This window comes from Pseudomonas sp. P135 (assembly GCF_020312125.1).
In the GTDB taxonomy this organism is placed as follows: Bacteria; Pseudomonadota; Gammaproteobacteria; order Pseudomonadales; family Pseudomonadaceae; genus Aquipseudomonas; species Aquipseudomonas fragariae.
The window spans coordinates 1-7,824 of record NZ_JAGPYR010000019.1; the positions used below are offsets into that span (position 1 = coordinate 1).

The window sequence follows — 7,824 nt, forward strand, 5'->3', positions numbered from 1 at the left end:
GACAGAAGCCACGACATTCTCCGCCACCTACGAGATTGTGTCGGTCGACAATGGCTCGATCCCTATCGGCAAACCGGTGGGCAACACTCGTCTGTATGTGCTCGACAGCCAAGGCCAGCCAGTGCCGTTGGGCGTACCCGGCGAGCTGTATATCGGCGGGCAGGGCGTTGCCAAGGGCTATTTGAATCGGGATGAGTTGAGCGCTACGCAGTTTGTCGTCGATCCGTTCAGTGAACAGATCGATGCGCTGATGTACCGCACGGGCGACCTGGTTCGCTGGCGCGCCGACGGCAATCTGGAGTACCTGGGTCGCAACGACGATCAGGTCAAAATCCGCGGTTTCCGCGTTGAACTGGGTGAAATCGAAGCGCGCCTGGCCGAACACGCCGCTGTTCGTGAAGCCGTGGTGCTGTGCCGTCAGGATGTGCCCGGCGACAAGCGTCTGGTGGCTTATGTCACAGCGCAGCAGCCTGTCGACATCGAACACCTGCGCAACCACCTGCAAGGCACGTTGCCGGACTACATGGTGCCGGCAGCCTACGTGCAGCTCGATGCGCTGCCGCTGACTGCCAACGGCAAGCTCGATCGCAAGGCGCTGCCGGCGCCGGATGCGCAATCGCTGATCAATCGTGGTTATGAAGCCCCGCAAGGCGAAGTCGAGACCCTGCTGGCAGCGATCTGGGCGGACGTACTGACGGTCGAACGGGTCGGTCGGTATGATCACTTCTTCGAACTGGGCGGCCATTCGCTGCTGGCGGTGATGCTCATCGAGCGTATGCGTCAGGTCGGCCTGAGTGCCGACGTGCGTGCGCTGTTCAGTCAGCCGACCCTGGCCGCACTGGCGGCGGCGGTGGGTAGCGGTCGTGAAATTCACGTCCCGGCCAATGGCATTACAGCGGACTGTCAGCGGATTACACCGGACATGGTGCCGCTGGCAAACCTCGATCAGGTCGCCATCGACCGGATCGTTGCCACGGTACCCGGTGGCGTCGCCAACGTGCAGGACATCTACCCGCTGGCGCCGCTGCAGGAAGGTATCCTCTATCACCACCTCAGCGCTGAACGCGGTGATCCGTATTTACTGCAATCGCTGTTCAGCTTCGACAGCCAGGAACATGTCGACGATTTTGCCCGCGCCTTGCAGTTCGTGATCCAGCGTCATGACATCCTGCGCACCGCACTGGTCTGGGAGGGCCTGGACGAACCGATGCAAGTGGTCTGGCGTCAGGCGTTGCTGACGCGCGAAAGCTTCGATGCCGACCCGCACGGTAGCGACATGGCGGCACAGTTGCACCAGCGTTTCGACGCCAGGCACCATCGCCTGGACATTCGTCAGGCGCCGATGATGCGTTTGATTCATGCCTGGGACGAGCCAAACCAGCGCTGGCTGGCGTTGCTGCAGTTCCATCACCTGGTCATGGACCACACCACGCTGGACGTGGTGCGCTACGAGATGCAGGCCAGCCTGCTGGGGCAGGAGGCGCAACTGGGCGCGGCGGTTCCGTATCGCAACTATGTCGCCCAGGCACGACTGGGCGTGAGCCAGGACGAGCATGAAGTATTCTTCAGCGACATGCTGGGCGACGTCGACGAGCCGACGCTGCCGTTCGGTTTGCAGCAGGTGCACGGTGACGGCCATGGCATCGAAGAGGACCAACTGGCGGTAGGTGCAGACCTCAGCCGCCGCTTGCGGGTCCAGGCCCGTCAACTGGGAGTGAGTGCCGCGAGCCTGGTCCACCTGGCCTGGGCGCGATTGCTGGGTCAGGTCTCGGGCCGTGACGACGTAGTGTTCGGCACCGTGCTGCTGGGCCGGATGCAAGGCGGCGACGGCGCCGATCGGGCGCTGGGGATGTTTATCAACACCTTGCCGCTGCGTGTGACGCTGGGCAGTCGCAGTGTCTGTGAAAGTGTCAGGGAGGTGCATGACAAACTGACCGCGTTACTCGGCCATGAGCACGCCTCGCTGGCACTGGCCCAGCGTTGCAGCGGCGTGGTCGCACCGGCGCCGTTGTTCAGCGCCTTGCTCAACTATCGCCACAGCAGCGTTGCCGTGACCGATGAGGCGCTGACGGCCTGGAATGGCATGCAATCGCTGGGCGATGAAGAACGCACCAACTATCCGCTGACCCTGAACGTCGATGACCAGAGCGAAGACTTCCTGTTGACGGTCCAGACTGTGCCTCTGATCGAGGCCGCACGGATCTGCGCCTATATGCAGCAAACCCTGAACAGTCTGGTCGATGCACTGGAACAGGCGCCGCAAACTCCACTGCACGCCATTTCGATACTGCCGCGCAAAGAGCGTACCCAGTTGCTCGAACAGTGGAACGAGCCTGGCCAGCACTACGCGAATGACACACCGATCCACCAGCAGTTCGAAGCCCATGCCGCAGAACGGCCGGACGCCGTAGCACTGGTGTTCGAAGCGCAGACCCTGAGCTACGGCGAGCTCAACGCACGTGCCAACCAGGTCGCTCATCGCTTGCTGGCGTTGGGTGTGCGCCCGGATGATCGCGTGGCGATCTGCGTGGAACGTGACCCGGCGATGATTATCGGCTTGCTGGGCATCCTCAAATCCGGCGCTGGTTACGTGCCACTGGACCCGGCTTATCCCCCTGAGCGCCTGGCCTACACCCTCGGTGACAGCACACCGGTGGCATTATTGAGCCAGCAGTCAGTGCAGCAAGCGTTGCCGGTGTCGCAAGTGCCGGTGATCTATCTCGACGATGCCGGTTTGCAGGACGAATCCGTCGACAATCCGCAGATTTCGGTCAAGCCCGACGACCTGGCCTACGTGATCTACACCTCCGGCTCCACTGGCCTGCCCAAAGGCGTGATGGTCGAGCATCGCAACGTTGCAAGGCTGTTCTCGGCCACCGAAGACTGGTTCGGTTTCAATGAACAGGACGTGTGGGCGCTGTTCCACTCGTTCGCCTTCGACTTTTCGGTCTGGGAAATCTGGGGCGCGTTGCTGCATGGCGGACGTCTGCTGATTGTGCCGCAGCTGGTCAGCCGTTCACCCGAAGACTTCTACACCCTGCTGTGCAGCACCGCAGTGACGGTGCTCAACCAGACGCCGAGTGCGTTCCGTCAACTGATTACTGCCCAGGGCGAGAACGAGCAGGCGCATTCGCTGCGCCAGGTGATTTTCGGCGGTGAAGCGCTGGAAACAGCGATGCTCAAGCCGTGGTACGCCCGCAACGTGAATGCTGCTACACAGTTGGTAAACATGTACGGCATCACCGAAACGACCGTGCATGTGACCTATTACCCATTGCAGCCTGAAGATGCCCAGCGCGTCGGCGCCAGCCCGATCGGCACGCGTATCCCGGACCTGCAGCTTTATCTGCTCGATACCTGTGGCGAACCGGTACCGGTCGGCGTAGTCGGCGAGCTGTACGTGGGCGGGGCCGGTGTGGCGCGCGGCTACCTGAACCGTGAGGCACTGACGGCCGAGCGTTTTCTAGATAACCCGTTCAGTACGGTGCCGGGCACGCGCCTGTATCGCACCGGCGACCTGGGGCGCTGGCTGGCCGACGGCACCCTGGAGTACCTGGGGCGTAACGACGAACAGGTCAAGATTCGCGGCTTCCGCATCGAGCTGGGTGAAATCGAAGCGCGTCTGGCTGAATATCCTGACGTCCGCGATGCCGTTGTGTTGTGTCGTGAGGACGTGCCCGGAGACAAGCGTCTGGTGGCCTATGTCACGACGCTGCACCCGGAAAGCCTGCTGGACATCGAAACCCTGCGCGAGCATTTGCAAGAGACATTGCCGCAGTACATGGTGCCGGCAGCCTACGTGCAGCTCAATGCACTACCGCTGACCACCAACGGCAAACTCGACCGCAAAGCCCTGCCAGCGCCCGACCGCTCGGCGCTGGCCAGTCGTGGCTACGAAGCGCCCGAGGGCGACACCGAGATGGCCATTGCGCGGATCTGGCAAGACCTGCTGCAACTGGAGCAGGTCGGTCGGCATGATCACTTCTTTGAACTGGGCGGTCACTCGCTGCTGGCCGTGAAATTGATCGAGCGCATGCGCCAGATCGATCTGGTTGCCGACGTGCGCGTGCTGTTCAGCCAGCCGACCCTGTCTGCCCTGGCGGCAGCGGTGGGCGGCAAGGAGGCCGTCGAGGTACCCGCCAACCTTATTCCCGCCAACTGCGAGCGCATCACCCCCGACATGCTGCCACTGGTCTCACTGAGCCAGGAAGACATCGACCGTGTGGTGTCCAGCGTGCCCGGCGGTCTGGCCAACGTGCAGGACATCTACGCGCTGGCGCCGTTGCAGGAGGGGATTTTGTATCACCACCTTGCCGCGGCCGAGGGTGATCCATACCTGCAATACGCACTGTTTGCCTTTGACAGCCTCGAGCGTCTGCACAGTTTCGCCCAGGCGCTGCAAGGTGTCATAGCGCGGCACGATATCCTGCGCACCGCGGTGCTTTGGGAGCGCCTCGATGCAGCGGTGCAAGTGGTCTGGCGTGAAGCCCCACTGTGCCTGGATGAACAGCTGCTGGACCCGGCCGATGGCGACATCGCCGAACAGTTGCTCAAGCGCCTGGACCCGCGTAACACGCGGCTGGACATCCGTCAGGCGCCGATGCTGCGCATCGGCTATGCACAGGACGCGGCGAACAATCGCTGGCTGGGCATGCTGCTGTTCCATCACCTGGTCGACGATGCCACCTCGCTGCGCATTCTGAGCAGTGAAATCGAGGCGCACATGCTCGGTCAGCAAGCCTCGCTGCCGCCGTCCGTGCCTTATCGCAACTACGTGGCCCAGGCCATGCTTGGTGTCAGCCGCGAGGAACACGAAGCATTTTTCCGCGACATGCTGGGTGACATCCATGAACCGACGCTGCCGTTCGGTCTGCAGGACGTGCAGGGCGATGGTCGCGGTATCGAGGAAGCGCGCCAGTCGCTCGATATCGACCTGAGCCGACGCCTGCGCGTGCAGGCCCGCCAACTCGGGGTCAGCTCCGCCAGCCTGTATCACCTGGCCTGGGCCCGTGTGCTGGGTGCGGTATCGGGCAAAGAGGACGTTGTGTTCGGCACCGTGTTGCTCGGTCGCCTGCAAGGCGGCGCCGGGTCCGACCGGGCGCTGGGAATGTTCATCAATACCTTGCCGCTGCGGGTCACGCTGGGCGAGCAGGGCGTGCGCAGTGGTCTGAAAGCCACTCACGCACGACTCAGCGGGCTGCTGGCCCATGAACACGCCTCGCTGGTACTGGCCCAACGTTGCAGTGGTGTACCCGCTTCGACGCCACTTTTCAGTGCCTTGCTCAACTACCGGCATGTCGCCGCCGAGGTCAATCAGCAGACGTTCGATGCCTGGCAGGGCATCGACAACCTGCACGGCGAGGAACGCACCAACTATCCGCTGACCCTTTCAGTAAACGATGACAGTGTCGGCTTCAGCCTGACGGTCCAGGCCATTGCCTGCATCGACGCACAACGCGTCTGCGCCTATGTGCAGACTGCGCTGGAAAATCTAGTCAGCGCGCTGGAACAGTCCGGCGAAGTGCCGTTGGCCGGTTTGTCGGTTCTGCCGGCAACAGAGCATGAGCATCTGGTGCATGGCCTGAACGCTACCGAGCTGGATTATCCGCATGAGCAGACCATCCATGGGCTGTTCGAAGCGCAGGTGCAGCGTACTCCGCAAGCGCTGGCAGTGATCCACGGCGAGCAGCGCATTACGTATCGCGAGCTTAACGAGCAGGCCAACCGCTTGGCGAATGCCTTGCGCAAGCAGGGCGTTCAGCCGGATTCTCGCGTCGGGATCTGCGTTGAACGCGGCGCGCAAATGGTCGTCGGCTTGCTGGCGATTCTCAAGGCGGGGGGTGGTTATGTACCGCTGGATCCGGCCTATCCGGCGGAGCGGATTTCGTACATCCTGCAGGACAGCGCGCCAGCGGCGGTGCTGGTCCAGGCGGCGACCCGGCATTTGCTGGCAGGCGTTTCGGTGCAGGCCATCGACCTTGATGATCAGAGCGCCTGGCAAGACGAGCCGGTACAGAATCCAGACGTCGAGGGCCTGAGCTCGGCACATCTGGCGTACCTGATCTACACCTCCGGTTCGACCGGCTTGCCGAAAGGCGTGATGATCGAGCACCGTAACACTGTTAACTTTCTGACCTGGGCCCACCATGCTTTCAACGGTTCGGCACTGGAAAGGACGTTGTTCTCCACCTCGCTGAACTTCGACCTCGCAGTCTACGAATGCTTCGCGCCGCTGACGTCGGGTGGCAGCATCAACGTGGTGAAAAACGTCCTTGAACTGCAACACGGCGAACACGATATCGGCCTGGTCAACACCGTGCCGTCAGCGCTGAAAGCGCTGCTGGAAATCGACGGTTTGCCAGAGTCGGTCCACACCGTAAACGTCGCCGGCGAAGCGCTCAAGCGCAGCCTGGTGGAAAACCTGTTCGAAAAAACCGGCGTGCAGCGGCTGTGCAACCTTTACGGACCGTCTGAAACCACCACCTACTCAAGCTGGGTCGCCATGGATCGCGAAGACGGCTTCGCTGCGCATATCGGCAGGCCGGTGGGCAACACCCGGTTCTACCTGCTGGACGAGCAGCAACAGCTCGTTCCACGCGGCGTGCCAGGTGAAATCTATATTGGCGGGGCCGGTGTAGCCCGCGGTTATCTGAACCGCGATGATCTGACCGCCGAACGCTTCCTCACGGACCCGTTCAGCCTCACACCGGGGGCGCGGATGTACCGCACCGGCGACCTGGGGCGCTACTTGCCGGATGGCAATATCGAATACCTGGGGCGCAACGACGATCAGGTGAAGATCCGAGGTTTTCGTATCGAACTGGGCGAGATCGATGCGTGTCTGGCCAAACACCCAGCGGTACACGAAGCGGTGGTCATGGCTCGTGAAGACGTGCCGGGCGAAATCCGTCTGGTGGCGTATTTCACACCGACCGACCCGGCAGTGATAACGGATAGCGGAAGTCTGCGCACGCACTTGCAAGGGCTGCTGCCGGACTACATGCTGCCGGCCGCGTATATGCCGCTTGATGCGTTGCCGTTGACGCCGAACGGCAAGCTCGACCGCAATGCCCTGCCAGTACCGGACAGCAGCGCATTTGCCTCGCGAGCCTACGAAGCCCCGGTGGGTGAGGTGGAGATCAAGCTGGCAGCGCTATGGGCGGAGCTGCTCAATGTCGAAAAGGTCGGGCGTCATGACCATTTCTTCGAACTGGGCGGGCATTCATTGTTGGCGGTGACCCTGATCGAACGCATGCGTCAGGCGGATCTGGAAGCTGACGTGCGAGTGCTGTTCGGTCATCCGACGCTTCTTCAGGTGGCGGCCTCGGTGGGGCAGGTCAAGCGGGTGGAGGTGCCACAGACGAAAATCCCGATGCTCAATCGCAAACGCCGTATCTGAAACCACGGCAACCGCCCGGCCGATCGGTAATCGGTCGGACGGTTGCCTTTTACCTTGAAGCCCTTCTCAAGACCTCCTCTCAAGGTCGGTTCGCAACCTTCCAGTCCGTATCCGTTTGACTGAACGCCCCTGTATCGCTGCGTCGACGTCACGCTCAAGTCTTGTCCCAGCTTCCCACGACAGACAGTCGCCCATGGATGCTCTAATTTTTGCGGCGTGTGGGAAGCACGGCGAACGGGAAGTTTCGTGTGTGTATCGAAGGACCGCAGCCCTTTGTTGCTGCGGCTCTCATCATACCTGCGCCCGGACCCCGCTCTGTCTTCGAGTTTCGAAGCCCCTCCGTTTTTATCGTGCGAAACACTGTTTGCGACTCCGTGCTCCAGAGTCGTCGACCCTCTCCGAAATGATAAACAGCAGGTTACTCG

At 62.0% G+C, this 7,824-nt stretch carries 1 pseudogene; it reads left to right on the top strand.

Annotated elements, in window-relative coordinates:
* Window positions 1-7,399, top strand: a pseudogene (sypB, locus tag KBY08_RS22165) (syringopeptin non-ribosomal peptide synthetase SypB); the annotation flags it as partial.
* Between the last annotated feature and the right edge of the window lie 425 nt (window positions 7,400-7,824).